This window comes from Leptospira wolffii serovar Khorat str. Khorat-H2, assembly GCF_000306115.2.
Classification (GTDB): Bacteria; Spirochaetota; Leptospiria; order Leptospirales; family Leptospiraceae; genus Leptospira_B; species Leptospira_B wolffii.
Genome location: NZ_AKWX02000020.1, coordinates 118,101 through 144,835, shown reverse-complemented (window position 1 = coordinate 144,835; position 26,735 = coordinate 118,101). Strand labels below are relative to the sequence as shown.

Here is a 26,735-nt window from a genome sequence, read left to right as displayed (position 1 = left end):
GTGGCTATTATAAAAATCAGAAATCTGGTTAAAAAATATCATATCCTAGAAAAGGAATTCTCCGTTCTGGACGGATTGGATATGGACGTGGAAGAAGGTGAAATCTTCTCCATTGAAGGAAAATCCGGGATCGGAAAATCCACTCTTCTCAATATTCTAGGCGCCATGGACGGATTCGATTCCGGAGAAGTGGAAGTTTGCGGGATCAATCTAAACGAGTTGGACGAAAAGGGTAAGGAGAATTTCCGGGCGGAGAAAATCGCGTTTATCTTCCAACACCATCTTCTTCTTCCTGATTTCTCCGCTTTGGAAAATGTTTCCATTCCTCTTCTGATTCGCGGATACGCTCCGAACAAGGCCAGAGAGGAAGCCATGTCCATGTTGGAGAAAGTAGGACTCAAGGATCGCTTCGAGAGTTTTCCTTCCCAATTATCCGGAGGAGAAAGCGCAAGAGTGGGAGTCGCAAGAGCCCTAGTCGCAGGAAAACGTCTCATTCTTGCAGATGAGCCGACAGGAAATCTGGACAGGGAAAATTCCAGGAATCTCATGAATCTCATCCAGGAACTCCAAAAAGATCTAAGATTCAGTCTGATTCTAGTGACCCACGATATGGAACTCGCGGCCCTGGCTCATAAAAGAAATCAGATTTTCCAAGGAAAATTGCGACCCGCGATCCAACCACAGACGGTATAATGTTTTTCCATGGACGGTTGTATCTATTGCGGAGTTTCCCGAGCCGAATGGAAAACCCATGGTAGAATCGGTTGCGCTTATTGCGTTACCGTCTTCGGAGAAGAATTTTCCCAATTCATTCCGGGACCCGCCCCCATGCAGTGGGAACCTACGGATCTATTTCCCCAAAAAGATCTCTGGAAGCGATTCTCTTCTCTTCCCTTGGAAATCGGTTTGCAAAAGATAGATTCGTATCGTTTGCCCTTCACTTACAGATACAGGGTCGCTCGAAATCCTAAGAATTCCATCTATCCTAGAAAATCCGGAAAAACGGACCGTTTCCTGTCTACGATTACCGGAGAAGGGGAGCAGGAATACCGGGATGAGGAAAAAAAAGGGGAGAAGCTCGACTTTCGGGAGAGAATTCCCTGGAATTCCGGGACTCTCTTAGCGGGAGACGAAGATCATATTCGCTGGGAATATGTGACGGACTCGCTTTCCGAACTGAATACGGTTTTGGAATCCGACTTTCTGGAAAAATTCTGGGAAAAGGAGCGTTTCGATTTTCTAGAGGGAATCGGATTCGTGACTTCCTGCCCTACGAATTCGGACCAAGGGGATAAACTCTCCGTTTCGCTTCCGGCTTCTCTCGCCGAAAACGGCGATCTGGTAGGATTCCGATTACCTACGGATTGGGGATTCTATCGGGAGGAACGGAAAGATAGATTGGTCTTTTTCCGGAAAAATTTTGGACGAAATCGAAAAAATTCCTTTTTCAATTTGGTTTCCTATTTAGCCTTATTGGTAATTGCTGGAAAAGAAGGGCCAAAAGCCACATTTGCCCTGTAATCCTTTTTGATTATCCGATCCGATATATTCCTTAAGGACGGATTCCGTTCCTAGTTGGAAAATGGAAGCGAAACCAGTCTAACCTACAGAACCCAGCGCGGGAAAGGGCGAGCACATGTTGGAATTTACTAAAAGAGCAAAACGAGTAATCAACGAGATCGCGCAGGACGAAGCAAAACGTCTTGGTAGCGAATTTATAGGCCCTGAGCATATCTTATTGGGTCTGCTTAAGGAAGAAGATTCGGTCGCGATAAAAATATTAAACAATCTAAACATCAATCTGAACGAACTTCGCAAAGAAGTGGAAAGGAGAACCCGCGAGAACTCCGGAACTCTGTTGATGGATATGGCGCAAGGCCAGGATCGCTATCAAAAGATTATCGAGCTTTCTAAAGAGGAAGCCAAGAGACTCAAACACAATTATGTGGGAACGGAGCATATCCTTCTCGCATTGCTGCGGGATAATAACAATATCGCTGGCGGAGCTCTTTATTCCTTCAGCGTGAACTATAACGTTATCAAGGGAGAAATCCTGAGACTACTCGGAGCTCCACCTACTAGCACCGTCGGAGTTTCTAGCCAACCTTCCACACAACCGGGAACCCCTCGCGCGGAAAAAACCAAGACTCCTATCCTGGACGAGTTCGCAAGAGATCTTACTCAATTAGCCAGAGACAAGAAGCTGGATCCCGTTGTAGGAAGATCCAACGAGATCCAAAGGGTGATCCAAATTCTTTCCCGCAAGACCAAGAACAATCCGGTCTTAGTGGGAGAATCCGGAGTCGGTAAAACAGCGATCGTAGAGGGCCTGGCTCTTGCAATCGTGGAGAAGAATGTGCCTGACCTTTTATTCGATAAACGCGTTCTTTCTTTGGATTTGGCGAGCCTCATCGCAGGAACCAAATACCGCGGAGAGTTCGAGGAAAGATTGAAGAAGATCATGAAAGAGATTTCTTCTTCCAATAATATCATCATCTTTATCGACGAGTTACACACTCTGATCGGAGCGGGAGCTGCGGAAGGAGCCGTGGATGCGGCCAATATTCTCAAGCCCGCACTCGCAAGAGGAGAATTGCAATGTATCGGAGCGACAACCAGCACCGAATACCGTAAGTATATCGAAAGGGATTCCGCTTTAGAGAGAAGGTTCCAAGTCGTTAAAGTGGCCGAGCCTTCCGTGGACGACGCGATCCTGATTCTTACCGGACTCAAAAAAGCGTACGAGGCGCACCACAAGGTACGTTACTCGGAAAGAGCTTTGGAGCAGGCGGTTAAATTATCCCATAGATATATCAATGAAAGATATCTACCGGATAAGGCTATCGATATCATCGACGAGGCGGGAGCAAAAGCGAGACTCGCGAATTGCGCTCGTCCTCAGGCGGTAAAAGATCTAGAAGAAGAAATCAAATCCCTTTCTCAGAAGAAAGAGGACCTGGTTCGTTCTCAGGAATACGAGAAAGCTGCGGGAGTCAGGGACGAGGTCAATCGCAAGAAGCAAGTACTCGAAGAGAAAATCCGTTCTTGGCAGGAGAAGTTGGACGACTACGCTGTCTCCATCGACGAAGACGATATTCTTTCCGTTGTTTCCCAGTGGACCGGAATTCCTTTGAACAGAATGGAAGAGAACGAGTCCGTAAGACTTCTGAAACTCGAAGAAGAACTCAAGTTGAGAGTCGTAGGTCAGGACGAAGCGATCGAAAAAATCGCGAAATCCGTTCGTAGAGCGAGAACCGGTTTCAAGGCGGAAAGAAGACCTACTGGATCCTTCATCTTCCTCGGACCTACGGGAGTAGGAAAAACCGAGTTGGCCAAGGCTCTTGCAGAATTCCTATTCGGAGACCAAGACGCAATGTTGCGCGTGGATATGTCCGAATATATGGAACCGCATGCGGTTAGCCGTTTGATCGGGGCTCCTCCTGGTTATGTGGGTTACGATGATGGCGGACAACTGACCGAGTTCGTGCGTAAGAAACCGTATTCGATCATTCTTCTGGACGAGATCGAGAAGGCTCATCACGATATCTTCAATATTCTTCTCCAAGTAATGGAAGAAGGAAACTTGACCGATACCAAAGGTCGTAAGGTCAATTTCCGCGATGCGATCATCATCATGACTTCCAATATCGGCGCCAAGGAAATCTCCAGCTCCGTAAGATTGGGATTCGAAGATCGCTCCGGCGAAGAGGACAAATACAAGTCCGACCAAGCCAGGGAGCAATTGAAGAAACATTTTAACCCTGAATTCTTGAACCGTGTGGACGAAGTGGTATACTTCAAGCCTCTGCGGAAAGAAGAACTCATGGGTATCATGGACATCATGATCAAGGACACCAACAAGAGATTGCTGGACAAAAAGATCAAGATCGAGCTTACTCAGGAGGCGAAGGACCACTTTATGGACGTCGGTTACGACGAGAAATTCGGTGCCCGTCCTCTCCGCCGGGTCTTCCAAAGAGATTTGGAGGATTATATGGCCGTTCAAACTCTCAAAGGCGCTTACAAAGAGCCTACGAAGATTACCGTTGCCTTCAAAGAAGGAAAACTGGACTTCACCGAAGAAGCTTGGACGGACTACAAGCCTGCGGATTCATCCGGAGGAGATAATTCTCCCAATAATCCGGAAAGGTCCGAAGAGCCGGCTTTAGTTTAAACGATCCTGCCCCCGTCTTTCGATGGGGGCTTGTCCGTTCGGGGACGGAGGTTTTGTAGAAAAAAGTCTATGCCCTACCTGATCCCCGTTATTTTCGTAATCTCCTATCTACTTGTCAGAAAGATCTGGTTCCATCTGCGTAAGATTCGAACCGTTGCCGGAATAGAAAAAATCTCCCTCTGCGTTTTTCAGCCCGATTTATTTCTTCCCGAGGTACGCGTCCTCTATAAATACTACTTCCAAGGCGGGGTCTATTTCGGATCCGGTTATATGCTGCTATCTGACTTCCTCGATCGGGAAGAATACGATATATATAGAAATCTAGACGGGTTACCTGTCCTAGAAACCGGGGAATTGCAGATCGTTTCCGAGGAACGGATCGAACATTTTCTTTCCTTACGGTATCCCAGCATAATCGTATTCATCGACCCGGTGGAACCCTTTCATTCGATGATCGATTGCTTGAACGCTAAGTCGATGAGTGTTCCCACATAAAACTTTCTCCCGCCGGAAAAGAGACAGATGCATAAAGGCAAAATCATCCTATTTACCCTGGTACTATTCGCGTTTTCCGCCGGGGCTTTGATCGCGCAAGATCAACCGGAATACCAGACCGCTTTGCAGGAATTCCAAAAAGGTAATTCGGAAAAAGCTTTGGAAATCATTCGGGTTCTGCACGAACAAGGAAAGAGATCCTACGAGACTCATTATCTCGCCGCCTTCTGTCATTATAATGCGGGAAGAAACAAATCCGCTGCCACTCATTGGTCCGAAGCCTTAAAGCTTAAACCCGGAGATCCTGCGGTCAGCGCGGATTTTGCCAGATATCTTTTACAAGTAGGAAGAAATACGGACGCCCTGGAAATCATTTCCAGATCCTACGAGCTCAATCCTAAGAATCGCGAGGTTCGTCTTCTTTATGCGACCGCGTTACTTTATACGAGTAAAGCGCGAGATGCTCTCTATATTATAGAAAAATTAAAGTCCGAGGATCCGAACGATTATCGTCCTTTGGTTTTGGAAGCGCAGGTTTATTTTTATTTGGGAAGCGCGGAAAAGGCCGAGGTCAGTCTGAAATGGGCGCAGTCTTTGGTTCCAAATAACCCGAACGTTTTGAATAACCTGGGCCTGGTATACGAAAAAGCGGCTAACCAAGAAGCGAAGCGCGGAAATATCAAGAAGGCTCTCGAAAGCCTTAAAAGCGCGAAAGAACAGTTGGAGTCCGCTCTTAAAATTAAACCGGACGACGACAAAATCAAAGGGAACCTGAGAAGAATAGAGGCTAGAATCAATGCCCTCAGCGCCGGTTGAAAAAAAAGTATTATTCCATACGCTCGGATGTAGGCTGAATTTCTTCGAGTCCGACGGACTATTCTCCGCATTGAGTCGGCATGGGTATTCCGCAGCCTCCGGAGAGGACGTTCCCGACGTGGTCGTGGTCAATACCTGCACGGTAACGAATAAGGCAGATTCAAGAAATCGTAATATAATTCGCAATGCGATCAAAAGATATCCCGGCGCTCAGGTCTGGGTCACTGGATGCTATGCCCAGACGGATAAGGAATCCTTAGAGGCGATTCCCGGCATCGCCGGAGTGATCGGAAACGAGGAAAAATCCAGGCTTCCGGAGATGATCCTACAAAGAGAGGGGCTGGCGGGATTTTCCGATGCGAGTGATCGCTTTTCCTATTCGGACGTTCTACCTCACGGTCATACCCGAGCTTATTTAAAGATCCAAGACGGTTGCGATCGTCAATGTTCCTACTGCAAGATTCCCCAAGCGAGAGGCAAGGGAGTTTCGAGAGAATGGAAGGACGTATTAGACCAAGTCTCCTTTCTCCAAGATAGCGGTGTGGGCGAAATCATGTTAACCGGAGTCAATCTCGGCTGGTATCGCAATGCGGAAGGTAGAAAAGCCTTTCCTAAATTGCTGGAAGCGATTTTGAATAAGCTGGAATATTCTCGTCTTAGATTGTCCTCCATCGAGCCTCCGGATGTGGGTATAGAGTTAGCGGAACTTTTCAAGCATCCTAGATTCACTCCTTTTCTACATGTTCCTTTGCAAAGCGGTAGTAGAGAAATTCTAAAGAGAATGAAACGAAGCTATACTCCGGAAACCTTCCGTAAACGTATAGAGCTTGTGAAATCCAAGGTGCCCGATTTATTTTTGGGGACGGATGTCATCGTAGGTTTTCCGGGAGAGACGTTAGTAGATTTCGAGGACTCCCGTTCCATTTTGCGGGACCTTGGTTTTGCGAAAATCCACGCTTTTCCGTTTTCGGTTCGTAAGAATACCACCGCAGAATCGTTTCCCGAAACAGTCTCCAAGGAAGAGAAAAAAGAGAGAGTTCATTCTTTAATGGAACTTTCCCAGAGTCTCCATAAGTCTTATGCGGAGAGCCAATTCTCCAAAAAGAGGGAAGCGGTTCTGGAAAAAGACGGGATAGCCGTTACCGACAATTATCTCAAAGTCGTTTTACCGGAAGCGGATCTGAGATCTCTATCCACAGGCCAATTCTTGACTGTGGAAATCGGATCTTATATCGAAGGCGAAGACAAGGAAGGAAAAGTTTCGGGTAGAATTCTTGCCGCAGTAGGATAGCCGGAAAATTTAGTGTCCGTAATTTCTTTGCGGAAAGTATTCTAAGAAATGGCACGTTTTCTATTTCTAATATTCTTCGTTCTTCCCTTTGCCTGTATCACTCTCCCTCCTGCGACGGATTTGCAAAAGACGGTAATTTTGGGCTCTCCGATTCGGAAGACGATATTCGTAGAGAGAGTCGTTTTACCGCAAGAATCGAAATTTAGGACCGAAAAAGAGGACGCGCTCACTCTTTCGCTGATCGATCATCTACGAAATTTCAAATTATTCGACCGCGTGGATTCCGCCCAATCGATCAGAATAAAAGAGAATAATTATCATATCCTCTCTTTCCGATTTTCAGAATACCGTCGCGAAAAATACACCCACCCGGCTTATTTTCCGTTAGCGCTCGTAACCTTGTGTTTCTATATCGTTTTCGGAGGTCCGATCATGGTGGACGTTCTCTCTTACGAAGGAATCTTAGAGGCGAAAGATTCCGGCGGAAAGGTCGTTTTTTCCACCCGTGAAAAATTCTTCTTGGATAGAAATGAAAACTTTTACACGAAACCGGTAACACCTCCCGACGTGGAAGAAAGAACCGCTTTGATAGATAAGATGGTGAATTCTTATGCGGCCTCGATTCGAAGCGAGTCGATACAATGAGAATTCTTTTTGTTCCGAGTTTTTCGAGATCTACAAAATTTCCGAGAATACTCGTTTTACGGAAACAACCGGAAATAAGGGGGAGATTAAATAATCAAATGCAGATTTTTCATTCTATATTTCTTAGAAGCTTCCGGACAATCTTTCTATTTATAATATTTTTATTATGCTTTGGCGGATGCTTACTTCTTACGGATTTTCCCGCAGGAATGACTTCCAATCCTAAAGGACCGGAATATTCTTCTACCGGTCCGATTCTTGTGAAGGTAGATAGTAAAGTACTCACAAATGGGAAAATACATCCGGACTCGCAAAACGCAAGCCTTAGCGACCAATTTTCCTATCAAGAATGTGTGGATAGATCCGGTTATGCGGAACCTTTGAAGTCCAGTCTTTGGGATGCCGAATTTCGTTTGGATATCGAGGATTCGACCACTCAAGATTTCAATTTGCTTGGATCGTTTTTCTCGACTTTTACTCTCTTCTTAGTTCCGTATCGTACCGCTCGGGATAGATGGACCGTATTTGATTTTAAGGATAAGGAAGGCAAAAGTTTAGGTAAATTTGAAAGAAGATATTCCCAAGTCATTTGGTGGCATCTCTTTCTTTTATTCGCATTGCCTTACAAATATTTTCCGGAGGAGGATCATAATGCAAAATGCGTTGTGATCACTTCGGTAATGGAAGAAGCGACTCGGGCCGGAATTTTTAAAAAACCGGTGATATCGGAATCGAATCCTAAGAGCGGATCAATTCCTCCGAATACATCTCCTCTTCCCTAAGATCGTAATATCCGTATTCGAATTCCGGTCCGGACTGGATCTCTAGACCGTAAACGTTCTCGCTCACACGGACCGTTTTAACGATTTCTAATTTATATTGCTCCGCCAGGAATTTCATCTTATCCAAGGAAATCTTATCGTTGATGCGAGGGCCGACGGGGTATTCGTTTTTGACCCAATCCAAAACGATCAGTCTGCCTCCCTTTTTCATGGATCGGATGAGACCGTCCATGGCCTGGCCTGGGTCCGCAAATGTGGAGAGAACCAAGGAGGCAAAAACGACTTCGGGGACAGGAATCCATTCCGGAAGCAGGGGGCGATCCGCTTTTTCCATATAGAAGGGAGTGAATCTAGAAATATCCTCCCGATTCTTCCAATGAAGGACCTCGTCTAAGAAGTCTTGGTTGCATTCCGCACCCCAGACCCAGCCTTCCTTATGAATCGCTTTGAGTAGAGATTCCGTCCAAAAGCCGAGTCCCATCCCGAAATCCACCAGATTCTGCACATCTTTCATCGGAAAATGCTTAAAAACGACTTCCGGAGGGGTAAGCTCCCGTCTCTTACTAGAGAGGAGAAAGTTCTGATAATCGGGATCGTAGTAATATTCTATATCAATCATCGGAAGTCTGAAAGTCGTATTATGTCATATCCGTTCCTTGCGAAGTCAAGAGGAAACCTCCGGAAGAAACTTACGAATTCACTGCATTTTATTTTATTTTCTCCCGTTTGGTAGAAAAACCGAAGTAAAAATTTCGATTCTCGGATCCGATATTCTAAATTGGAACCTTATTTCCAGATGAAAATACGCCTCCGCATTCTAACGATTTTTACCGCTTTGGCCTTGGGTTCGATTTTGAACGCCCAGCAAGACCTTCGTACGGATGGCGACATGTTCAGCGTTGCAGGCGCGATCCATGTGGAAGTCTTAAGGGACGGTCGCTCCGTCAGAATTTCTTGGGAACCGCCGAGAGAGACCGGAGAAATCATCGTGGCCCGCAATTCTTCCATCATAGATTCTCCGGAGAAATGCTATATTTCGGATTCTTTGGGAAAATATCCCAGCGGGATAGCGAACGGAGTAAATCAGATCTTCGATTATAATCTGAAGCCGGGAACATATTACTACGCCGTAATATTGGCGCATCATGTCCGCAAGAAGGACATTAGACTAGTAGCGAATCGGAATTTTACTACTATTCCGGTAGTAATCGAGAATACTCCGCCTCCTTCCAATCCGAGTACGAATTATCCTCCGTCTCAAAATACGAATCAACAACCGATTCCCGAAGATGATCGTCGAAAATATCTCTCCGACGATGCGCGCGTAACGGATATTTCCGTAAAAAGAGAAGGTAAATATCTTAGAGTTTCCTGGGAGCCTTATAGTAGAGGAATTCCAGGAGAAACGATTTACACAGTTTATAGATCAGCGGAGCCTTTATCCAGTCTGACTTTGATGCGTAAGGCCGAGAAATTAGCCGAAGTATCTCATCCCGAATATACGTTTTTGGATCAGGACCTGAATAAATCCCAGACATTATATTACGGAGTATCCGTGAAGCAAGGGCTGAAAGAAGTTCTCCCCTTGATACAAAACCAATCCTTCGTAAGGCATTTTTACGTTTACGATCAGGACAAGCGCAAGCCTCCTAAAGAATCCGACGAGTCCGCGGTTACGAATGCGGATTTCTCCTTCGATGAGATGCACGTCAAGGATCTGAATGCGACCGCCGTAGAGGGTGGAATCCGTCTAGATTGGAAACCTCCCGTAAATGCGGACGATAATACTATCTACTCCATTTACCAAGCCTTGAAGCCTTTGTCCGGCGGAGTCTCCACTTTCTTAGGTGGTAGCGTTAAGAAGTTAGGCGAAATATCGCATCCGGATACGAACGTAATGGTTCGCATGAAACCTTACACCGGAACCGTGTATTTCGGAGTCACAGTGAAACGCGGAGATTCGGAGGATTTCTCTCTGACTCAGGACCAATCCTACGTGGCTCTGAATTTCGGAGGGGGTTCCGACGGAGGCGAGACTCAGACTGCGGACTCCGAAAATCCCAAGGAAGACGGTCCTAATAAGGATCAGGAAAATACGCGACCTCCCGCAAATCAGGAAAAAGAACCGCTTATCGTGGAGCAGGAGGAACCTACCGACGACGAGTTGGACAGGGTGCTTAAATCCACATACTGGAAAGAAGAATTCGGAGAGGCAGTTCGTCAGCTTAGCCCGTACGCGGCTTCCGGGGACGCCGACATCAGAGGAAAGGCTAAATTCTTCCTGGGAATGTCTTATTTTAAAAAAGGCGAATATACTAAAGCCTTGAAATATTTCGTACAGAAGGACGCCAAATCCTATAATCCGGAACGAACCGAATTCTGGACCAAACGATGTCTGGCCAGAATCGGCGGAGGAAAAAAATGAACCGTTCCATAATACTCGTTACAGGTTTCTTATTCGTTTGTGCCGGTCTTTTGACCGGAATTTATACCGCTGTGATTCAGGACCATGATACGGAGAATCGGGGAATACTGGAAAAAGTTCGGGAAGGAGAAGAATTCCTGAAGCACTCCAATCCTAGATCCGCCGAAAAGGCCCTAAATATCTTCTCGGAGCTTTCCGCTAAGGAAGTAGGTTCGGAACTTTCTTTTAGAATCAAATTGGATCTTGCTTCCGCGTTGGATAAGACCGGAGACAAGATGTTGGCCCTAGGCATCTTCCGGGAATTGAACCAAAAGGATCAACTTTCCAGAGAAGAGAAGGCTAAGGTGTCCTACGGTTTGGGAAATCTTCTCTTACTATTGAATCGCGACGAGGAAGGGAAGGGACATTTGGAAGAAGTGTTGCGTACCTCCAGCGATAATAAACTCAGATCGAACGCATTATCCGCCATTGCCGATTATTACATGAAGAAAGGGAATTACGAGCAGTCCCGAAAAAATTACGTATTGGCTCTACAGGAAGATCCAGAGAACGTCAAAGCAAGAGTTCGCTGGGGCAAATCTCTTCGCAGAATGGGCAAGGATTGGTCCGCTTACGACGTATATGAGGATTACGTTCAGTCGGATTCTTATTTCGATCCGGATAGAATCGCAGTCGATAAGGAATTTCGCTCCGGTCTTTTGGAAAAAGGAAGACAGCTTTATATTCGTAAGGAATATCACGGAGCCATCGAGACTCTGAAAAAGGCCTTAGACATCGGAATGAGCGAAAAGGCCAGGGAGCAAGCCTGGTATTACATCGCGGAGAGTTATGACGCTCTCGGAAAAACGGATACGGCCATCCAATATCTGAACAAGATCCTGGAAAATTCCGACGGCTCTTTGGACCAAACCGCTTTATTCAGAAAGGGGACCATCTATTTCAGAAGCGGCAAGTATGAAAAGGCCGCCTCGGTTTTCCAGGAAGCTTCGGAAAGAAACCCTGACTCGCCTGTGGGTAAAAAATCCTCCGCTTGGAGAAAGGAAGCCCTGGATCAGATCGAAGACGACGTCATGTATAGGGACGGAGATAGAGCCAAAGCTAAGCAAGGCGACGATCAGGCCAAAGACGAAGACGATTGGAAGTATTAATTCTCTAGTTGGAAGTTTGTATAAATTCCTCTTCCGACATGGGAATATCCAGACCCAAGCAGTCGTAGATTGCGTGTGGGATATCCTTCAGAAGTTTGATCTTATCTTTCATTTGTCCCGTATACTTACCGTACAGGATCGTAGGAACTGGGTTCACCGTATGGACGTCGACCGTAAGGTCTTCCAGATTTCCATGATCGGAGGTGAGGATCAATTGGTCCCGTTCCGGATCCATGGCATCCAAAACTCCTTCTAAGAAACTTTCCAAATCGGCGATACATTTCTCTGCACCGTCCCAATTCATCTTATGGCCCACTTTATCCGTGATGAAATATTCGTAGATACATAGAGTATGATCCCGGAAGGCGGGAACAATTTCAAAGCCGGTTCGATAAGGGTCTTGGATTTCCAGAACGGGATCGTCCTTTTCTATAAATTCTCGTCCGAATGTTCTTAAGAAATCACGACTGATATCCATATAGAGTCCCTTTCCGAGGCGAAGATCGTCCATACCCTTTAAAGGTTTGTCCGCAGCCATTTGGATCAGAGTCGATGCCGATACTTGACGTGGATTTTTTTTCACATGTTCCGTAAAACCGGGCGTATAACAGTTCAAAAGATCCGCTTTGAATCCGTGTTCTTCCAATACCCGAATGATGGAATATTTCGCTATGATTCTCTTGAGCGTAAAGGTGGGAAATCCGCTCATGTGTCGGTTCAAGACCTGACAAGCGTTGATGCCCGTCCAAAGGGAAGTCTGACCGGTAGCGCTTTGGGGAAGACCTTTGATTCCCATGCTCGCATCGGTGCGGATATAAACTAATTCCTTCAATTTCGGGGAGGCGTCCTCCGGAAAGTCCTTTCCTCCCAATGGGAGAAAGATGCCTCGGGCGTATTTGGAGAATGGATTTTTGTCCGGATTATTTTCCCCGAAGCCGATTCCGTCGATAAATATATAAAAGATCATTCTATTTGCGGGCCCGAAGCCGATTATCCTACCGAATTAGACTGATTCTCGGGGAGAGAATCGCCGATACTAGAAAGGTGAATCCTCGTACACATAGCAGAAGAATCCGGATTCTGTCTCTGATACTCCTATGTCCTGCCTTGGTTTCCATCCCTTTTTTTCCTTCGGAATGGAAGGACTCTCTTTTCTTTTCTCCCGTCCGCATTTTAAGTTTATCCCCAAAACTAAAAGCAGAGGCCGTTTCCAAAATCCTATTTCGTCGCTTCGAAGATCCTTACCATGAATTGGGACTGAGATTCGAATATGTGAGTCGTAAATTCAAGGAGCCGGCTTCGGAGAAGAATATAGCGCCTCTTGCAAAACTTTTAGCTTCTTCCTTCGGTCTGGAGCTGATCCGTATCTACGATTACAATTATAGCTCCGTTTATTCTTCAGACAAGGAAGGACCCGCGTTTCACTCAGATCTGAAACTTTCTGGATTGGAATGTCCGAAAATGGGTTGGGTCACCGATTCCCAAGGTTTTCTTATCTTTCGAAATGCGGAAGGAAATCTTTACTTCCAGATCCGCAAAGAAGACGGGGACCGACTCGTATCGGAATTTAATCTTACTCGAAGTTCCTACCTACCGAAGGAATCGGACGAAGGCGTATTATATTGGATATTTAGAAAAGAAGAAGAAGGTTACGAATTGCTGGAGACGAACTTGAATCCTACGAGCCCGATTCTTCCCGGATCCGTTTCCAGTTTAGCGCATTTTTCCGAAGCGGAAGAAGGAAGCATGACGGTTCATACTCTTCTACTCAAGGCCTCTCGAAATTCCGGGGGATTCCAAAGACCTGTATGGCAGAGAATCAAAAAAGGGAATACGGAGATTTTTCTGACTCTTCCTAGAGATTCTAGGGCCAAGCAATTGTTAATTCTATTAGGGGCCTTGGCCGTGTCCTTCTTGTCTTTGCTTTTCGGAATTCTTGCCTCCCGATTACTTTATATTATTCGAATGGAATCCCGGTTTTTAGAAAGGGAGGATTCTTTAAGAATGAAATTGGATTTGGCGGGACTATTGAATCGCTTTAGGGAGTTTTCTAAATGATCGGTTTTAAATTAAGACTCGTTCTGGCTCTCTCGCTATTATTCTCGGTTTCCGTATTCATTCTAGAGCCTTATTTTCCGGGAGGGATCTTTTATAAGTCCAGATTGGAGTCGGTGTTTTACTCCTTCAATAAGGACGTCACCGAATTGGAGAGAAAAATCCGAGAATCCGATCTTTCCTACGATCTGAATTCTTCCTCCTTTCCGTTACCTATCCGGGCGTTTTTTACATGGGATCCCGGATTGAAGAATACCCCTAATTCCGAATTCTCCGACGAAAAATCCCGTCTCATTTTGAGCCAGGCCTGGGAGGCCAAGACGAGTCGTTTTCTAAGTCTGGATAACGAGCCCATCTTATTCGTTCCGTTGTACGAAAAGAGCGTGGCTATACTTGCCGTTTTGGATAAGGAAAAGTTCCGGATTTCCGCCGATGGGCGTACCGAATATTTCGTTCCGGAGCCGAAAGTAGGATCTTTCAAGGATTGGGAAGAGAAGGGAGATAAGACAGATCCTAGACGAATCGCGGAAGAGCTTCTACGTACATTAAAAAACCAAAATGTAGATTTTAAAGAATTTCGTCTGGGTGAGAAACTCTTTCGCGGCTACTACGGTTTCTATCCTGAGGATAAGATCGGATACATACAGGGAATTCTGCTTTTGGTCCCGTCTGAGACGAACGTTTTCCTGATCGTTTTCCCCGTCTTCTTCGGGCTTTTGCTTCTCCTGGATTTGAGCGTTCTTCTAGTCAGAAAGGGAAAATCCGCGAATAATTATAAGAGGTCGGAACTCGCCCGATTAGTGCAACTTCTCTCGCAAAGGATAGAAGAGAACGCCTTCAAACAGGTGGAAGAATTCAAGACCTCTCTTCGGATTCAGGAAGAACCGAAGGTCGCAGAACCTCCGGTATTTGAGACGAAGCCTCTTTCTTCCGGCACGTTCTACGTTTTGCCTTTCGATTTGCCTTCGGATTCGTTCTTAACGCCTAAATTTCTGAGGGAAGCAAGAACGATTTCTGAATCCGGTGCGACATCTACCGTTTCCGTAGCCGAACTTTCCCTACCTTTGCAAAAGAAACGTGATTCAATCTTTACGGACGAATTGGCTCGGTTGGTGGAGAAAGTTAAGACTTCTTCTCCGGAACTTCCGAAAGTGGAGATAACGGATTCTCCTAAAGACACGGGACTTTTGGCCAAAGCGCTAAGAGCGACCGGACTCGCCGAAATAGGACTCAAGGCTGCGAGAGGGCTTGCGCCTCAGCATAAGTCCAGATTTTTTCTTTGGGCAAGGGCTTGGTGGGGGATTCGAAAAACGGATCCGAATGAAGAGTTACCTCTGTCGGATAAATTCCGCGCATGGTTGGATGTGCAACCCATCCGGGAAAAAAGAAAGATTTTGGAGGTAATGGACGAGATACACCAAGGTCTGGATACTCCGATGTCTTCCTTATTGAAGTATTATCTTACGATATTTTCCTCTCTGCATCTTAAGGCGTTTAGTATTCATTTTTACGATAGAAGAAGAGGAGCTTATCTTCCTGTAGTATCGTACGGCCTGCATACATACAGCAAATCGAATATGATTTTCCTGTATGGAGATCAGTTCTTAGGTAACGAAACCGGAGAGGTTTCCATCATAGATGTTACGGAAGACAGAAGGAACGATCACTTCTTCCGCAAGAAATTCGATGCTGCGGATTTGGATGGGGTAATGAGGATTATCTCCTTCCCATTGTTCAAGGTGGGGCTGGATTTCCGGTTCTTCCTCCTCTTTCCCGATCCTCCGAACGCGGATCTAGCGGAAGAGATCCGTAAGAATGTGGAAAATTCCATCGAACCTGTGGAAGACGCCTTCCTACAGTTGGAAATCGAGCAGGCGTCCCACGCTATGCAGGACAAGAGGGACTTGGTTCAGATCCAATTTTTGCTGCTTAGATGGGCGACTCACGGTGAGAGAAGTAAATGTAATTTATACAAAATACGAATCAAGGACGATCCTGATTACTCCGTAATCGAGAAATGGAGAAGAACCGTTTTAGAGGAGATTCAACCCAAATTGGGTTCCGAGGACTATGCATTCGGCGTAGCCCCTTCTGAAATCTTCGTTTTGTCTAGGACGGAGAGAATCGGGGAACTGCAAGATATTCTAGAACGTCAACGGCAGAATTACGAGATTCTCCCCCTACCGTATCCGGATAATGGAAAGAATCTATATACCTATATTTAATTTTTGGAATATACTTCGCGTATTTTCGAAAGTGGTAAGGATCGTATTCGTTTTACGCATTTTTAGATGCGGAATCGTTTTCGCTTTTCTTGCGGGATCCTTTCCTATAACCGGAAATCTATTCTCTCAGGAGGAGAATCGTAGGCTTTGGAACAAGGCCGCAAAGGAAAAGATTTTAGTCCTCCAGCAGAACGGGAAAGAAGCGGAGAGCCTTCCTTTCCTGGAGGAATATGTTAAGAAGAATCCGAGCGAACTGATCTTCAAATTATATCTAGCCCGAGCTCTTTTTTGGAGAGCGGATCTGGACCTGCCTAAATACGACGAGGACGTATTCTCCCGAATGGAAAAGACGAAGAAAATTCGGGAGAATTATCTGAGAGCCGCAGGGATCTTCGAGGAATCCCTGGGACATCTGAGTAAGATTTCCCCTAGGGACCCGGATCTGGGAAAATGGTACTTCCTTTGGGCGATGACGGAATGGTATGCGGGTAGGGAAGATAGGGCGATCCAAATGTTTAAAAAAGCGTTTAAGCAGGATTTTCGTCTGAACCAGGCTAATTTTAATATCGCGGCCATTTATGAAAGTTTGGGACAGGTGCGGGATTCCGAAATTTATTACGGAACCTACTTGAAAAACGAAAAGGAGCTGAAAGAAGAGGAGTAATGGCGCGTATCGAAAGACGGTTTCAAATGCTTCTCACCGAAGAAGAGTTCGAGTTATTGAGAACCGAGGCGGAAAAACGGGATATGTCCGCTTCCGAGCTTCTAAGGACTTGCTTTAGAAACGAAGTCTTTCGTTCTGACTCCTACCAAAGATTGGAAGCATTGCGCGAGCTGACTCAGATCTACCCGGAAGCCAAAGCTTGAAACTACTTCTTTCTTCGGAATCTTTCAAGGAGCTGATTCTCGGGTCCCCTTCTTCTCGAAGGATCGTTTCCAACGCGATAGAAACGTTTACAAAAAAGAATCATCTATTCGTTCTCGCCTTACCGAGTTTAGACGAGATTCTCTCTCGGGAAAAGGATTCCGTCAAAAGGGAGATCATTTGGAATCAGTGCAGAACCTTATTCGTGGATCTTTTGCCGATCGGAAAGGAGGAAACGGTCTTAGCTCTTAGGCTTTCCGTTTCACCTACTTTGAGTTGGGACCAATGGACTCAAATCGCTTTAGCTTCTCTAACCGATCTGGATGGAATATTATGTTTTGATAAATCTTGGAAAGGCCAGGATATGGTAAAGATCCTACTCGCTCAGGAAATAGACCTCGGCGGGATCGCTTAAAGGACTCAACTGATCGCTTCCGGTCTCTGGATCGTAATAGGAATTGAACGCGGCGATCTTGAAATAAAAGGTCAGGCCTTTTTGTAGGAACAATAATCTCTTATCGTAAGGGTCCTTATAAGGTTTCCTCTTTTTCTTTTTTCCCTTACTCGGAACTTCTTCCGAATCGACTTCGGGTTTTTCCGCGTTTAGGCTGATCAGACGATTATCGATACATTGGCAAAGCTTAGGTCCGCCCATATCGCTTTGCTTGGGACAGGAGCTATCCTCTCCTAAGATCGGATCCAGATATTCGCTCATCGGATGTTTTTCTTTTCCGTTAGCATCCAATACCGGAACTTTTCCCTTTTCCAAATCCTTGCTCGTACCTTTTAGGATTCCCACCATACGATTCGGACCGACCCCGTAGTGGATCACATATCCGCCCTTATTCTTCACATTCTTTTCGGGATTGGGAGTCCAACTTAGGCAAACTCGAGGAGAATTTCCCGCGTCCGGATCGCTGTCGTCGAAATAAGCCACTTTGAGGCCCATGGGTTTTACGGGAGGAATCGTTTCTTTATAAGAAAAAGCGAATGCATCCACTTCCGGTCCGTTCTGCGCCTGGGGATCCGGTTTGAATTTGATCTTGGCCTGGTAATACTTAAATGGTGGAAGTTTTCCGTTCCAAATCTTATCCAAGGGAATTCTGTAAGTGGTGGATTTAGCCGAAGGAATCGATTCCTCCTCGGTTTCGCGTGCGGGATCTTCTTCCTTGTATTCTTCGGAGATCTTACGCAAGTCCACGGATCTCCAGGCGGGTCCTTCTTCCGTTCTGGAAAAATTCTTAGGAGAAGTTCGCAGGTAAATTTCTAAAACGGAAGATTTGGGAATCTTTGCCTTCACGGTAATCGATTCGGGAAAAGAATTTGAATAACGCGTTTTATAAACCGGAGACAATGCGGTTCCGAACTTTGCCTCCGCCGTAAAAGAGGACGGATCGTAGGTCTGGCCCTCGTAAGGATTGGAGATCGTTTCCGGATCCGGCGCCCCCTTCGATGCGAAAAAATCGTCCAACCAACCGTAAAAATTTTCGCCTATCTTAAAGGGAGTGGTGTCTTCCGGATGGAAGCCTATTCTTACGATAGGTTCCTTACGCGAAACTGAAGCGCGATCGGTCTCTTTGCCATTTACATAAAATACGACTTCTCTTTGGGCGGGACGAAAATGAATGATGAAATGATTCCATTCGGAACGGGAAACGCGGTTTTTACCGCTTAGTTTTAGGGAAGCGAACGTTTTATCTTCTCTTTGAAAAAAATTACGGAATTCTAATACTGGAATCTCGTCTTTTATATGAAGATCCCAGCCGAATTTTCTTCCTCGCGTGTACAACTCTTTGGAGATCAGTACGGCTTCCTTGTCCAGGGTTCCGGGCAGAAGGAAGAAAGAGAGATAGAATTCTTCCCTGATATCCGATGCGGTGAGAATTCCTTTCGTCTTTCCCGAGATTTTTATTCCGGAGCGTTTGCCTGCGAATCTTGCTGCCCTTTTTCCGGAATGCACCTTGGAAGTATCCGGCAGATAGGAGGAGGATACGATTCTGTATCCTCCGGATTTATCGGTTAGATCGCTTGCGTCTTTTTCTTCGAAGTCCAGAAAAAATTCGGAGCCTTCTTTTCTGTCTTTGGAAAGAAGCTCCAATTTCGAGTTTCCGTTTTCCGCGGAACTCAAACGGACTTGTTTGAGTATAAAGGCGCTTAAGGAAAAAGAATTGGATTCGGCAACGAGGGAATGAGTGAAGAATACGCCGAAGAGTGCGCTAATCGTAAGAATAGCCCGGATCAGAAACCCTTTTCGCATTTCCGACTCAACCGATCCGAATTAGGTAATGGTATCTAACTGGCCGACTCTTCTTTCGTGACGTCCGGCTTCGAAAGTGGTCGTTAACCATTTTTGAACGATGCGTGCGGCCAGATCTTTTCCTAAGACCCGACCTCCCAGAACCAAAACGTTGGCGTTGTTATGGCGGCGAGACATTTCGGCCGTGAATTCGTCATGGCAAAGAGCAGCACGGATCCCTTTGTGGCGGTTGGCTGCGATCGAGGCTCCGATTCCTGTCCCGCATAGTGCGATCAGACCTTCTACCTCGTTGTTTAAGACTTTTTTACATGCTTCCGCGATGACCAAAGGATAATCGACGGAGGACTCGTCCTTGGTTCCGTAGTCGACGATCTCGACCGCGTCGCCTAATTCCTTTCTGAGATACTCCTTGAGTTCGAAGCCTCCGTGGTCGGAAGCGATGCCTATTCTTTTCATGCTCTATCGGTACCGTACGTGCCCGATTCCCCCGGTTCAAGCAATTTACGCGGAATTCGGGAAAAAGAAAACGAGACTCTTAATCCAGTAGACCTTCTTTCAAGAAGTCCGGACTGGTTTGGTAGAATTCCCAATGTTGGAAGAGTATGGCGAGATAGGTATTCGAGAAGGAACCCAGAGGAAGAGGTTTATCGGTTAAGGAACTCAGTTCGGCCTGGCTCAATCTGGCGGATAATTCTTTTTTGGCGGTTAAGAATGAGGTAAGGGATTTCTCTTCGAAAGCGGAGAGCCGGATCGTCTTTTCGTCGGATAGCATGAAATTTTCGAAACTTACAAACAATGCCTCCTTAGTACGAAGGTGGCGTTTATAATCTTGGATTAGAATTTCCTTCTCTTCTTTAGAAAGTCCTAATTTATGAATGCATTCCAGGCTCCGTAGTAGGCTTCTTGCCTCCCGATCTGCGATGCTTTCGGCAAGCTTGGTTTTTTCTTCCGGAGAAAGCTTGGACTTATAAAAATCCCTAATCTCTTTGGAACCGCTTCCGGGGGAGAGGCAGGTCGCCGCTCTCCCTGTCGTGCGAAAGTATAAAGGAGCGGCGGATAAATAGCTATCCGCGAGAAGGAACAGGAGCAGGAATACTAGAAACCTTCTCATATTCTAATTTCTATCCCGCCTTTTTCTCGAATTCCTTCATATATTCGATCAACGCAACGATTCCTTCTCTAGGCATAGAATTGTAAATGGAAGCTCTTAATCCTCCCACGAGTCTATGACCTTCCAGTCCTTGGAGTCCTCTTTCTTCCGCTCCCGCCAAGAATTTGGATTCGAGATTTTTATCCTGAAGAGTGAAGACTACGTTCATTACCGATCTGCTGGAGGGTTTTACCGGTGCGCGATAGAAGGAAGTCGTATCCAAATAATCGTACAATAGTTTGGCTTTTTCCTCGTTGATCTTTTCGATGGCGTCCACTCCACCCAAGTCTTTCAACCATTCGAAGACCAACTTCGCGATATAAATGGAGAAAGTAGGAGGAGTATTGTACATGGATTTGTTCTTTCCGATCAGTCCGTAATCCAACATCAACGGAATCGTACGCCCGGAGCGTCCGATTAAATCTTTGCGGATGATAAGTACGCTTAAACCGGAAGGCCCGATATTCTTTTGAGCGCCGGCAAAGATCGCACCGAATCGGCTAATATCGATTTTTCTGGAGAGAATTTCGGAAGTCATGTCCGCGACTAAAGGAGCTTTGGTGACCTTCGGAAATTTCGGATATCTAGATCCTAGCAAAGTATTGTTGGAGGTGATATAGAGATACTTGGCGTCGTCGCCTATCATCGAATCGTCGATTTCGGGAACTTCGGTGTATTTATGACTCTCTCCGTCGTATATTTTGCGAACCGGGTTAAAGCGCTGCGCCTCTTCCAAAGCCTTCTTGGCCCAGATACCGGTAACGACAAAATCCGCACTTTCTCCCTCTTTTAGTAGGTTCAGAGGTAGAGCGGAGAAATGCAGAGTGGCTCCTCCGGAGAGGAACATAATTTCGTAATTTTCGGGAACGGAAAGTAATTCCCTAAGCAATGCAAGGGCCGAATCCAGAACGTCTTCGAATAATTTCCCGCGATGGCTGACTTCCATAATGGACATGCCGGAACGACGATAATTCAGAAATTCGGAAGCTGCTTTTTCCATAACCGGAGTGGGCAGCATGGCCGGTCCGGCGTAAAAATTAAAGATTCGGCGTTCAAATTCGCTCATGAGGTTAGGGTAAAAACCGGCTATTCCGCGGCAACTTTCTTACTGGGAACCGAGTCGGGAGAAGAGGAAAAATCCTTGGCAGAGCGCCGACTTAAATCGTAGGATAACCAATCGTGTCCCGAAATTTCTTTTTTCGGGATATATCTCGCATCCCTAAGGAGTTCCTTATCATGTTACGGATTCGCCCGATCCTTTTAGCTTTCTGTATCGGAAGTTTTATATTACCCGTTTTTTCTCAAACCGGACCTAAGCTGGGAGAGAAGGAGGTTCGTTCCTCCGGAAGAGTGAATTTCGTGAATCGATCCGCAGCCCGCGCCGACGAAGAGACCAAAGGCGTGAATGCGAAAACGGGAGCCGCGATTTCGGATGCCCTAAAAAAGGATCCCAAGGCGAGTGCTTCCGCGGATGGGATCACGGCGATTCGAATTTTACCCGACGAAAAGAAATTCGGTGCGGATCTGATCGGCATCGGTAAGGATGCGGACTTCGGACATATCAATTCCATCCAAAGGATTCTGGCCGGTTATATTAAATCCAATTTCGGATACTCCGAGCAAAATTCGGATACCCTAGCGACCTATATACTTTATTACAACGCGATCCATAGGAAAAATTCCGCTTTTATCAAACGCAAATACAACGACGAAGTAGTAAAGAATATCCAGGCCGACAAAATCGGAATCGGTAAACGTTATACGGAATGGCCGGGTAAAACTCAGATAGTAGTTCCCATCGTGGCCAATATCCTCTCCGAGGACGGAAAGGATCTGGAAACGGATGAACTGGAAAAGGAAGTCAATAAGGACTTAGACAAGAAGAAAGAAGGTCAGGAAGACAAAAAGAAAATGGACGATCTCCAACGGGAAAAGTTGGAGGACGAAAAGCGTAAGCTGCAAGAGAAGAAGGAAGAAAACAGAAAGCAGCAGGAAGCTAACGCCGAAAAAGATAGAAAAGCCGAGAAAGAACTCCAAGAGCTGAATAAGGATCCTGTAAAGAATAAGCAAAAGATCACTCAAAAGCAGGAAGAGCGTAAGCAAGTCCAGCAACAACAGCAGCAAGCCAAGAAGGAAGAGCAGCAATTAAAGGAAAAAGAAAAGGAGATCGCTAAGAAGGAAGAGTCGCGTAAGTCGGATTCCAAATCTTCGTCATCCTCGTCTTCTTCTTCCGATTCCAAAAAGGATTCTTCATCGGGAGATCAGAAATCCTCCGACGCTAAAGCCGACGATAAGAAATCCAAGGAAGAACTCCAAAAGGAACTCGGAGAGACCAAGAAAGAATTGGAAACCGTAAAAGAGGAACAAAAAAAGAAAGAAGAATTCGATAAGAACGTCGTAGGCGGAAAAATCCTATTCTTGAAGACTTTAAAATATCTTTCCGACGGACATTATAGTAACGAATTGAACGCTTTGGATCCCGCCAAGGACGACGTGATCTTCCGAGGAGATTTCAATAAGATCTGCGGACGCACCTTCGAAGTGGTGGACGGAAAAGCTCTTGTCGTAGGCTACGAATCGGACCACTCCGCTTCTCATAAATTGATTCTAATCGATCAGGAAACTTTGAAGCCCGCGGTTTGGTCCAACGATACCGTATTCTGGCGCACACCTATGATCATCAAGGGTGAGGAAATCTACGTATTCGAGGAAAGAAACGGAAAATACTTTTTAAGCCGTTTCGATAAGGGACTGAAAAAAGTCGCCGGAACGGAGGAAGAAATCAGCCCGAATTCCAACGTAACCTTTTACGGAGAAAAGATCTATGTAACGGGTAAGGAAGAAGGTTCCGGTAAGACCGAGATTACTGTATTCAACAAGGCCGATTTGAAATTGGTTAAGAAGATCAAACCGTAAAAAAAACGGAAACGATCGATCCGACAAAAAAAGGCGGGATTGCACCCGCCTTTTTTATTCCTTCTCCGCTCGAAAAGAGAAGAAGCTTTAAACTTATCTCATAGAAGTGAGGTCTCTGTAGGCTCGAACGACTCCGTCCGCCAAAGTCTTAGTGAAGGTGAGAGCTACTCTCGCTTTTTCGGAAGCAATCATGACTTCGTGGGCGTCCACGCTATTAGGATCGAATACCATTTTTTGAGTCAGCTCGTCGGCTTCCACTTGCAGGTCGTTCACCGACTTGAACGCGTTTCTCATCGCTTCAGAAAAGCTTTCCGCCACGTAATCGGGAGCCACGGGCTCCTTTACGTCTCCGTAATGTCTTTCATCGTCCGTTTTCACTCCTACCTTATCTCCCTTCGGGGAAAGGGGAAAACGTGAATCGGAATAACCCGAATTATAAGTATACCAAAGTTTGGAATTAAAATCGACCTGCATTCTATTCTCCTAATTCCTTAAGCTCTTCCGATTTCCAGGGCCTTATTGAACATCGCTTTGGATCCGTTGATCATCTGGACGTTGGCCTCGTAGGATCTGGAAGCGGATATCATGTCCGTCATTTCGGTGACTATATTTACGTTCGGCATTTCCACATAGCCTTTTTTCGGACCTATCTGGATCGAGTCGGGGTGAGTGGGATCGTAAACCATACGAAGTGGGCTCATATCCTTTTCGATCTTCATCACTTTCACGCCTTTTCCTTCTCCCGGTTCCAGGCCGAAAGGGTAGGCCGGGCTTTTCCAACGGGTCCTGAGATTTACGGGGGTAAGAATGACGCGATCTCTGCGGAAAGGTCCGTCCCCGTTCGTATTTCTGGTCGTGGTCGAGTTGGCTATATTGTTACCGATTACGTCCATCCTAAGTCTTTGGGCGGAGAGTCCGGTAGCTGAGGTATTGATTGCGGTAAAGAGTCCCATATTCTTCCTTTATTCCTTGGCTATGTCGCTTTTACTGGAATTAAGCCAGCCTCATCATGCTTTTTAGATCCCGAAAATTCGCGTTCAAACGTTCCGTCATCATCATATATTGCATCTGGGAATTGGACGCGTCTACGACCTCTTTCTCAGGATCCACGTTATTCCCGTCTGCCCTCATCGTGCTTAGATAATCTATGCTGGTTTTGGGCTTTACGTTTCTGTAATCTAAAGGAGTGAAGAATGAAATATGACGTTCGTCCTCGATTCTGGTCGGGATGGCTTTGGAAGCCTCGATTTTCTCGGATTCGAGTGCTCTTTTAATCATGGATTCAAAAAGCACTTCGCTTCTTTTGAAATGCGGAACGTCTGCGTTTGCAATATTATCGGAAATTACTTTACGTTTTAAAGAGGCGGCGTTCATTCCTCTTTCCAGCAGATCCTGGGTTTTCATAAAATGGGTTTTTTGAAACATAAAGTTCTCCCGATTAAAATTTCGGTTGAATTTCGAATTTCCCGAAGATAAAAATGTATGCCCGACGGAAAATTTCGTCGGAGACGTCGAAAAAAGGACAAAAACTGAAAATGGGAGAAAATTCGGAGATTATCGAGATCAAGCCGGAGCTGACAGCCCTTTTCAACGATTATTACGCCTTTCGTAACCAGCTCATGGACGCGATCGCCAAAAAACCGGTCAAGATCGTGCTAGATTTGGGAAAAATTCCGGTTATGAACTCGATTTCCATCAGTTCCCTAGTTTGGTTCTGCAAAAACGCCAAAACGGAAGGAATTGAAGTGGATATTCGGGAAATACATCCGGACCTTTTGAAAACCTTCGAGATTCTGAAGATAGACGAATATTTTCAGAGAATCTAATATTTCAAAGGGGACCGGACTCGCTCGGTCCGGTGAAGTCGTCGGCTTATTACGGAAAAAGCCCTGGACATCCGACCGAACGGACCTATCCTCGTCTCATGAAAAAAATTTCCCTAGTCTGTCTCCTGATTTTAGGTACCTTTTACTGCAATAAATCCAAACCCGTACCCGAAAGAATCTTAGGCGTTTGGGAAAAGACCTCATCTTGTACGAACGATAAATGCGAGACCTATCCTCCGGAAAAAGTAAAGCAACTCATGATTTTACGAGACGGTTACGCGATTTATAGGAATCCCGACGATCCTGAGCAAAAAAGAAATATCGAATACGTACTTCATCTGGAAAATACTAAATCGCAGTTGCCGGAGATCGCATTTCGCTTTCTGGATTTAGGATTCGAAATTCGTTATACGATCCAAAAGGTCTCGGATACTGAGATGGAGTTTCTACAGGTTCGGGAAGCTACTCGTAAAGAGCCTGAAACCACCGTTATCGAATTCTATAAAAGGGTAGGAACTCTTTCCGAATGAGCTTCGGCCGTAAAAGCCTAATTCTCATTCTTTCTTCGAGTCTTTTCTTCGGGATAAGCGGAGAAACCTTGCTTTCGCAATCGGTTTCCGAGGATAATCAAACAAATATCCCCGCTTCTCCGGAAGGAGAGTTGCCTCCTCCTCCCCAACCTACGGATCAAAGTGAAGTTTCCCGCAGGAAGTACCAGATTCTCGCCTTAAATACCGAGACGATCAATCTTTTACGCGCCAATAATCTCGGTAAAGCCCAGGCAAATCTGGAAAAGCTCAAGAAATTGGATCCGGATTCCTTAGAGTTTCATTATTTAACGGGCGCGTACCTTTATGTGATCGGGAGATATCCTCAGTCCAAGAAAGCTCTTTTAAAAGCGGTGGAAATCAACCCGAGTCATGATCCTTCCTATTATCTTCTGGGAATGATATTCGTAAGAAGAAGCAAATGGGAATCCGCAGTTCCTTATTTCCAGAAGGCAGTGGAGTTGGCGAATTACAATCCTTTCTATCGATTGGATATGGCCTTGGCTTATTTCGAAACAGGGCAATATCTAAAGGCAAAATCGGAAGCGGAGAAGGGGATAGAACTCAAACCGAATTATCGAAACGCCAAAATTATATTACTAAAAGTTAATTTTTTGCTCGGGAACAAGGCTGACGCCTTGGCGCAATGTAAGGAATTTGCAAAGGAAGGATTTCTACATAGGGAATTCGCTCATATATACGCGCGTTTGACCATGGATATAGATAAGAATTTCCGAAAGGCGATCAAACTTTATAACCAATTTCCCGATCTTCCTTTCAACGAGAAAAGATTCCTGGCACACGCCTATTTTCATACGGCGAATTATCGTGCCGCCGCCAATACATATTCTCTGATTTCCGGTTCCAAGATTTTGACGGAAGAGGACAAGATCAATTATCTGCGTTCTCTCGTATTCGTTCGAGATTATCGGAGGTTGGAATCCTTCGTTGCATCTTGGGTTTCCGAAGAACCGGAAAAGAAATTGAAGATCCAAGAGGCATTGGATACCGCCGAGCTTTTACGGGATAATGATCCTAAGGTGTATCATATGCTCCCTTCACGGTCCCCCTATAATAACTAAGATCTTTCTCGGATTTTTCCTATTTTGAATCGAAA

At 45.6% G+C, this 26,735-nt stretch carries 28 protein-coding genes; 19 read left to right on the top strand and 9 right to left on the bottom strand.

What is annotated here, in order from left to right:
• From LEP1GSC061_RS13940 to LEP1GSC061_RS13905, 8 genes are all read left to right on the top strand, one after another.
• A complete protein-coding gene (locus tag LEP1GSC061_RS13940) occupies positions 1 to 693 on the top strand; it encodes an ABC transporter ATP-binding protein (protein WP_016546232.1) in 693 nt (230 codons plus the stop codon).
• Between the two features lie 9 nt (positions 694 to 702).
• Positions 703 to 1,521 (top strand): hypothetical protein, encoded by an 819-nt coding sequence (locus tag LEP1GSC061_RS13935; protein WP_016546038.1) that lies wholly within the window; start codon positions 703 to 705, stop codon positions 1,519 to 1,521.
• A gap of 115 nt (positions 1,522 to 1,636) precedes the next feature.
• Positions 1,637 to 4,174, top strand: coding sequence for an ATP-dependent Clp protease ATP-binding subunit (locus tag LEP1GSC061_RS13930; protein WP_016546065.1), 2,538 nt, complete (start codon positions 1,637 to 1,639; stop codon positions 4,172 to 4,174).
• A 69-nt stretch (positions 4,175 to 4,243) separates the two neighbouring features.
• Entirely contained in the window at positions 4,244 to 4,669 is a 426-nt protein-coding gene (locus LEP1GSC061_RS13925) for a hypothetical protein (protein WP_016546791.1), read from the top strand.
• 27 nt (positions 4,670 to 4,696) lie between these two features.
• A complete protein-coding gene (locus LEP1GSC061_RS13920; RefSeq protein WP_016546762.1) occupies positions 4,697 to 5,485 on the top strand; it encodes a tetratricopeptide repeat protein in 789 nt (262 codons plus the stop codon).
• Positions 5,466 to 6,776: a tRNA (N(6)-L-threonylcarbamoyladenosine(37)-C(2))-methylthiotransferase MtaB gene (mtaB, locus tag LEP1GSC061_RS13915; RefSeq protein WP_016546607.1), complete on the top strand. Its 1,311-nt coding sequence runs from the start codon at positions 5,466 to 5,468 to the stop codon at positions 6,774 to 6,776. The genes LEP1GSC061_RS13920 and mtaB overlap by 20 nt, the downstream gene beginning before the upstream one ends.
• A 48-nt stretch (positions 6,777 to 6,824) precedes the next feature.
• Positions 6,825 to 7,421, top strand: coding sequence for a hypothetical protein (locus LEP1GSC061_RS13910; protein WP_016546079.1), 597 nt, complete (start codon positions 6,825 to 6,827; stop codon positions 7,419 to 7,421).
• Positions 7,422 to 7,630: 209 nt separating this feature from the next.
• Positions 7,631 to 8,203, top strand: coding sequence for a hypothetical protein (locus LEP1GSC061_RS13905; protein ID WP_156844563.1), 573 nt, complete (start codon positions 7,631 to 7,633; stop codon positions 8,201 to 8,203).
• Here the strand turns inward: LEP1GSC061_RS13905 and LEP1GSC061_RS13900 are convergent.
• Positions 8,160 to 8,822, bottom strand: coding sequence for a class I SAM-dependent methyltransferase (locus LEP1GSC061_RS13900; RefSeq protein WP_016546293.1), 663 nt, complete (start codon positions 8,820 to 8,822; stop codon positions 8,160 to 8,162). The two genes, LEP1GSC061_RS13905 and LEP1GSC061_RS13900, sit on opposite strands and share 44 nt — an antisense overlap.
• Positions 8,823 to 8,999: 177 nt before the next feature.
• Here LEP1GSC061_RS13900 and LEP1GSC061_RS13895 point away from each other — a divergent pair, with 177 nt between their 5' ends.
• Positions 9,000 to 10,628, top strand: coding sequence for a hypothetical protein (locus LEP1GSC061_RS13895; protein ID WP_040508876.1), 1,629 nt, complete (start codon positions 9,000 to 9,002; stop codon positions 10,626 to 10,628).
• Positions 10,625 to 11,776, top strand: coding sequence for a tetratricopeptide repeat protein (locus LEP1GSC061_RS13890; protein ID WP_016546423.1), 1,152 nt, complete (start codon positions 10,625 to 10,627; stop codon positions 11,774 to 11,776). Before LEP1GSC061_RS13895 ends, LEP1GSC061_RS13890 begins: the two co-directional genes overlap by 4 nt.
• Positions 11,777 to 11,780: 4 nt before the next feature.
• Here LEP1GSC061_RS13890 and LEP1GSC061_RS13885 read toward each other — a convergent pair whose 3' ends face one another.
• On the bottom strand, positions 11,781 to 12,743 hold the full coding sequence (locus tag LEP1GSC061_RS13885; protein ID WP_016546137.1) for an alkaline phosphatase family protein: 963 nt from the start codon (positions 12,741 to 12,743) through the stop codon (positions 11,781 to 11,783).
• A 77-nt stretch (positions 12,744 to 12,820) separates the two neighbouring features.
• On the opposite strand from LEP1GSC061_RS13885, the gene LEP1GSC061_RS13880 reads away from it, so the two are divergent.
• From LEP1GSC061_RS13880 to LEP1GSC061_RS13860, 5 genes are read left to right on the top strand one after another with little or no spacing between them, the layout of a single operon-like run.
• Complete coding sequence (locus LEP1GSC061_RS13880; protein ID WP_232218465.1) at positions 12,821 to 13,834, top strand: hypothetical protein; 1,014 nt, start codon at positions 12,821 to 12,823, stop codon at positions 13,832 to 13,834.
• Positions 13,831 to 16,056 carry a hypothetical protein gene (locus LEP1GSC061_RS13875; RefSeq protein WP_016546761.1) on the top strand — a complete coding sequence of 742 codons (2,226 nt, stop codon included), beginning with the start codon at positions 13,831 to 13,833 and terminating at the stop codon, positions 16,054 to 16,056. Before LEP1GSC061_RS13880 ends, LEP1GSC061_RS13875 begins: the two co-directional genes overlap by 4 nt.
• Entirely contained in the window at positions 16,028 to 16,720 is a 693-nt protein-coding gene (locus LEP1GSC061_RS13870) for a tetratricopeptide repeat protein (RefSeq protein WP_016546866.1), read from the top strand. Before LEP1GSC061_RS13875 ends, LEP1GSC061_RS13870 begins: the two co-directional genes overlap by 29 nt.
• Entirely contained in the window at positions 16,720 to 16,923 is a 204-nt protein-coding gene (locus LEP1GSC061_RS13865) for a hypothetical protein (protein ID WP_040508875.1), read from the top strand. The genes LEP1GSC061_RS13870 and LEP1GSC061_RS13865 overlap by 1 nt, the downstream gene beginning before the upstream one ends.
• Positions 16,920 to 17,336, top strand: coding sequence for a hypothetical protein (locus LEP1GSC061_RS13860; RefSeq protein WP_016546234.1), 417 nt, complete (start codon positions 16,920 to 16,922; stop codon positions 17,334 to 17,336). The genes LEP1GSC061_RS13865 and LEP1GSC061_RS13860 overlap by 4 nt, the downstream gene beginning before the upstream one ends.
• Here the strand turns inward: LEP1GSC061_RS13860 and LEP1GSC061_RS13855 are convergent.
• The 4 genes from LEP1GSC061_RS13855 to serC all read right to left on the bottom strand — a co-directional run bounded on the left by LEP1GSC061_RS13855 (position 17,298) and on the right by serC (position 21,394).
• The gene (locus LEP1GSC061_RS13855) at positions 17,298 to 19,178 is read right to left on the bottom strand and encodes a fibronectin type III domain-containing protein (protein WP_016546639.1); all 1,881 of its coding nucleotides are present in this window, start codon (positions 19,176 to 19,178) and stop codon (positions 17,298 to 17,300) included. The genes LEP1GSC061_RS13860 and LEP1GSC061_RS13855 overlap by 39 nt on opposite strands.
• Positions 19,179 to 19,199: 21 nt before the next feature.
• Positions 19,200 to 19,634, bottom strand: a complete 435-nt coding sequence (gene rpiB / locus LEP1GSC061_RS13850; RefSeq protein WP_016546341.1) for a ribose 5-phosphate isomerase B — start codon at positions 19,632 to 19,634, stop codon at positions 19,200 to 19,202.
• A gap of 79 nt (positions 19,635 to 19,713) precedes the next feature.
• Complete coding sequence (locus LEP1GSC061_RS13845) at positions 19,714 to 20,289, bottom strand: hypothetical protein (RefSeq protein ID WP_016546305.1); 576 nt, start codon at positions 20,287 to 20,289, stop codon at positions 19,714 to 19,716.
• A 10-nt stretch (positions 20,290 to 20,299) separates the two neighbouring features.
• Positions 20,300 to 21,394 (bottom strand): 3-phosphoserine/phosphohydroxythreonine transaminase, encoded by a 1,095-nt coding sequence (gene serC, locus LEP1GSC061_RS13840; protein ID WP_040508874.1) that lies wholly within the window; start codon positions 21,392 to 21,394, stop codon positions 20,300 to 20,302.
• Between the two features lie 170 nt (positions 21,395 to 21,564).
• Between serC and LEP1GSC061_RS13835 the strand changes: the two genes are divergently transcribed.
• Positions 21,565 to 23,244 (top strand): P83/100 family protein, encoded by a 1,680-nt coding sequence (locus LEP1GSC061_RS13835; protein WP_016546590.1) that lies wholly within the window; start codon positions 21,565 to 21,567, stop codon positions 23,242 to 23,244.
• Positions 23,245 to 23,337: 93 nt separating this feature from the next.
• On the opposite strand, the gene fliE is transcribed toward LEP1GSC061_RS13835, so the two are convergent.
• From fliE to flgB, 3 genes are read right to left on the bottom strand one after another with little or no spacing between them, the layout of a single operon-like run.
• On the bottom strand, positions 23,338 to 23,718 hold the full coding sequence (gene fliE / locus LEP1GSC061_RS13830) for a flagellar hook-basal body complex protein FliE (protein WP_016546260.1): 381 nt from the start codon (positions 23,716 to 23,718) through the stop codon (positions 23,338 to 23,340).
• Positions 23,719 to 23,735: 17 nt separating this feature from the next.
• Positions 23,736 to 24,197 carry a flagellar basal body rod protein FlgC gene (gene flgC / locus LEP1GSC061_RS13825; RefSeq protein WP_016546051.1) on the bottom strand — a complete coding sequence of 154 codons (462 nt, stop codon included), beginning with the start codon at positions 24,195 to 24,197 and terminating at the stop codon, positions 23,736 to 23,738.
• 40 nt (positions 24,198 to 24,237) lie between these two features.
• The gene (flgB, locus tag LEP1GSC061_RS13820; RefSeq protein WP_016546720.1) at positions 24,238 to 24,669 is read right to left on the bottom strand and encodes a flagellar basal body rod protein FlgB; all 432 of its coding nucleotides are present in this window, start codon (positions 24,667 to 24,669) and stop codon (positions 24,238 to 24,240) included.
• 110 nt (positions 24,670 to 24,779) lie between these two features.
• Here flgB and LEP1GSC061_RS13815 point away from each other — a divergent pair, with 110 nt between their 5' ends.
• The 3 genes from LEP1GSC061_RS13815 (at position 24,780) to LEP1GSC061_RS13805 (ending at position 26,700) form a co-directional block, all read left to right on the top strand.
• Positions 24,780 to 25,070 carry an STAS domain-containing protein gene (locus LEP1GSC061_RS13815; RefSeq protein WP_016546806.1) on the top strand — a complete coding sequence of 97 codons (291 nt, stop codon included), beginning with the start codon at positions 24,780 to 24,782 and terminating at the stop codon, positions 25,068 to 25,070.
• A 98-nt stretch (positions 25,071 to 25,168) separates the two neighbouring features.
• Positions 25,169 to 25,600: an LIC10301 family lipoprotein gene (locus tag LEP1GSC061_RS13810; RefSeq protein WP_016546444.1), complete on the top strand. Its 432-nt coding sequence runs from the start codon at positions 25,169 to 25,171 to the stop codon at positions 25,598 to 25,600.
• A complete protein-coding gene (locus LEP1GSC061_RS13805) occupies positions 25,597 to 26,700 on the top strand; it encodes a tetratricopeptide repeat protein (protein WP_016546568.1) in 1,104 nt (367 codons plus the stop codon). The genes LEP1GSC061_RS13810 and LEP1GSC061_RS13805 overlap by 4 nt, the downstream gene beginning before the upstream one ends.
• The last annotated feature ends 35 nt before the right edge of the window (positions 26,701 to 26,735 follow it).

What these genes read in the sequence shown, in the direction of transcription:
- LEP1GSC061_RS13890 (WP_016546423.1), top strand. Translation starts at nt 10,625, where the DNA reads ATGAACCGTTCCATAATACTCGTTACAGGTTTCTTATTCGTTTGTGCC.
- LEP1GSC061_RS13875 (WP_016546761.1), top strand. Translation starts at nt 13,831, where the DNA reads ATGATCGGTTTTAAATTAAGACTCGTTCTGGCTCTCTCGCTATTATTC.
- fliE (WP_016546260.1), bottom strand. Translation starts at nt 23,718, where the DNA reads ATGCAGGTCGATTTTAATTCCAAACTTTGGTATACTTATAATTCGGGT.
- LEP1GSC061_RS13905 (WP_156844563.1), top strand. Translation starts at nt 7,631, where the DNA reads ATGACTTCCAATCCTAAAGGACCGGAATATTCTTCTACCGGTCCGATT.
- LEP1GSC061_RS13900 (WP_016546293.1), bottom strand. Translation starts at nt 8,822, where the DNA reads ATGATTGATATAGAATATTACTACGATCCCGATTATCAGAACTTTCTC.
- LEP1GSC061_RS13805 (WP_016546568.1), top strand. Translation starts at nt 25,597, where the DNA reads ATGAGCTTCGGCCGTAAAAGCCTAATTCTCATTCTTTCTTCGAGTCTT.
- LEP1GSC061_RS13925 (WP_016546791.1), top strand. Translation starts at nt 4,244, where the DNA reads ATGCCCTACCTGATCCCCGTTATTTTCGTAATCTCCTATCTACTTGTC.
- LEP1GSC061_RS13855 (WP_016546639.1), bottom strand. Translation starts at nt 19,178, where the DNA reads ATGCGAAAAGGGTTTCTGATCCGGGCTATTCTTACGATTAGCGCACTC.
- flgB (WP_016546720.1), bottom strand. Translation starts at nt 24,669, where the DNA reads ATGTTTCAAAAAACCCATTTTATGAAAACCCAGGATCTGCTGGAAAGA.
- LEP1GSC061_RS13895 (WP_040508876.1), top strand. Translation starts at nt 9,000, where the DNA reads ATGAAAATACGCCTCCGCATTCTAACGATTTTTACCGCTTTGGCCTTG.
- LEP1GSC061_RS13835 (WP_016546590.1), top strand. Translation starts at nt 21,565, where the DNA reads ATGTTACGGATTCGCCCGATCCTTTTAGCTTTCTGTATCGGAAGTTTT.
- flgC (WP_016546051.1), bottom strand. Translation starts at nt 24,197, where the DNA reads ATGGGACTCTTTACCGCAATCAATACCTCAGCTACCGGACTCTCCGCC.
- mtaB (WP_016546607.1), top strand. Translation starts at nt 5,466, where the DNA reads ATGCCCTCAGCGCCGGTTGAAAAAAAAGTATTATTCCATACGCTCGGA.
- LEP1GSC061_RS13845 (WP_016546305.1), bottom strand. Translation starts at nt 20,289, where the DNA reads ATGAGAAGGTTTCTAGTATTCCTGCTCCTGTTCCTTCTCGCGGATAGC.
- LEP1GSC061_RS13920 (WP_016546762.1), top strand. Translation starts at nt 4,697, where the DNA reads ATGCATAAAGGCAAAATCATCCTATTTACCCTGGTACTATTCGCGTTT.
- serC (WP_040508874.1), bottom strand. Translation starts at nt 21,394, where the DNA reads ATGAGCGAATTTGAACGCCGAATCTTTAATTTTTACGCCGGACCGGCC.
- LEP1GSC061_RS13935 (WP_016546038.1), top strand. Translation starts at nt 703, where the DNA reads ATGGACGGTTGTATCTATTGCGGAGTTTCCCGAGCCGAATGGAAAACC.
- LEP1GSC061_RS13885 (WP_016546137.1), bottom strand. Translation starts at nt 12,743, where the DNA reads ATGATCTTTTATATATTTATCGACGGAATCGGCTTCGGGGAAAATAAT.
- LEP1GSC061_RS13865 (WP_040508875.1), top strand. Translation starts at nt 16,720, where the DNA reads ATGGCGCGTATCGAAAGACGGTTTCAAATGCTTCTCACCGAAGAAGAG.
- LEP1GSC061_RS13910 (WP_016546079.1), top strand. Translation starts at nt 6,825, where the DNA reads ATGGCACGTTTTCTATTTCTAATATTCTTCGTTCTTCCCTTTGCCTGT.
- LEP1GSC061_RS13810 (WP_016546444.1), top strand. Translation starts at nt 25,169, where the DNA reads ATGAAAAAAATTTCCCTAGTCTGTCTCCTGATTTTAGGTACCTTTTAC.
- LEP1GSC061_RS13815 (WP_016546806.1), top strand. Translation starts at nt 24,780, where the DNA reads ATGGGAGAAAATTCGGAGATTATCGAGATCAAGCCGGAGCTGACAGCC.
- LEP1GSC061_RS13870 (WP_016546866.1), top strand. Translation starts at nt 16,028, where the DNA reads ATGGAAAGAATCTATATACCTATATTTAATTTTTGGAATATACTTCGC.
- rpiB (WP_016546341.1), bottom strand. Translation starts at nt 19,634, where the DNA reads ATGAAAAGAATAGGCATCGCTTCCGACCACGGAGGCTTCGAACTCAAG.
- LEP1GSC061_RS13930 (WP_016546065.1), top strand. Translation starts at nt 1,637, where the DNA reads ATGTTGGAATTTACTAAAAGAGCAAAACGAGTAATCAACGAGATCGCG.